This window comes from Vibrio sp. 1978, from assembly GCF_033344345.1.
In genome coordinates this window covers 1-947 of the sequence record NZ_JAWPOP010000204.1, presented here as the reverse complement: position 1 = coordinate 947, position 947 = coordinate 1, and the positions used below count along the sequence as shown (strand labels likewise).

Below are 947 nucleotides of genomic sequence, written 5' to 3'. Positions count from 1 at the left end.
TTGGGCAAATTGAACAAATGCTGTCCAAAATTGAATTTGATAGCCGTTTCAGACCACTAACCTTGATGGTAGGATATGTCGATACATTATTACGCAAGAATGAGCCAAGTTATGAGTGAAATCACCCTTCCAGAATATCAATCTATTGCTGCAGAGCTACAATCTGCAAGTTTAGCTGTGACACCTGCGGAGCTGCACGGTTTGCTTGTCGGCATGCTAAGTGGTGGATTGGCGATTAACGATCAAACCTGGCAACCAATTCTATTCGATTACACCAATGATGGCATGGGCTGGCCAACGACTGCGTTAGCTTTTGCACAGACGGTCTTCAAAGTGACGGCGAACGAGCTAACGGGTTCATCCATGGAGCTGTCACTACTTCTGCCGGATGAGTCGGGCGAAGAGGGTTTATTCGCGTTGGCAGATAGCTTGTCTGATTTTGTGAATCACTTTATCTCTGGTCTTGGTTTAGCAGGCATTGCGCTGAACAATGCATCGGATGATGCAAAAGAAGCGTTGGCTGACCTAGAAGAAATTGCCAAGTTAGGCATTGATGAAGATGATGACTTTGGTGAACAAGCACAATTGCTGGAACAAGTCATTGAACACGTGAAAGCTTGCGTACTTACCATTCATGCAGAGTTCGGAGCTCGCCCAGAAAGCAGCGAAAGCAAACCGACGATCCATTAATCGTAGATAGACCAGAGGTTAACATGAAGCAATATGACGTAGTAATTGCTGGTGGTGCCATGGCTGGGGCTACACTAGCTTTAGCGATTGAGCATTTGTCTCAAGGGGCTTTGCGTGTTGCCGTTGTTGAACCGTTTAAAGCGCAATCGGATCAGCATCCGGGCTTTGATTCGCGCTCGATTGCTTTGTCTTATGGTACGGTTAACCTGCTGCGTCACTTAGCGTTATGGTCTGCGATTGAACCTTTTTCGACCCCG

General features: G+C 46.7%; 1 protein-coding gene and 1 pseudogene. Both read left to right on the top strand.

Going from position 1 to position 947, the window contains the following annotated elements; translation table 11 throughout:
* The first annotated feature begins 111 nt into the window (after positions 1 to 111).
* Positions 112 to 690: a YecA family protein gene (locus R8N49_RS25530; RefSeq protein ID WP_005457285.1), complete on the top strand. Its 579-nt coding sequence runs from the start codon at positions 112 to 114 to the stop codon at positions 688 to 690.
* 23 nt (positions 691 to 713) lie between these two features.
* Positions 714 to 947, top strand: a pseudogene (locus R8N49_RS25525) (2-octaprenyl-6-methoxyphenyl hydroxylase); the annotation flags it as partial.

Coding starts and splice junctions, on each gene's coding strand:
- R8N49_RS25530 (WP_005457285.1), top strand. CDS start 112: ATGAGTGAAATCACCCTTCCAGAATATCAATCTATTGCTGCAGAGCTA.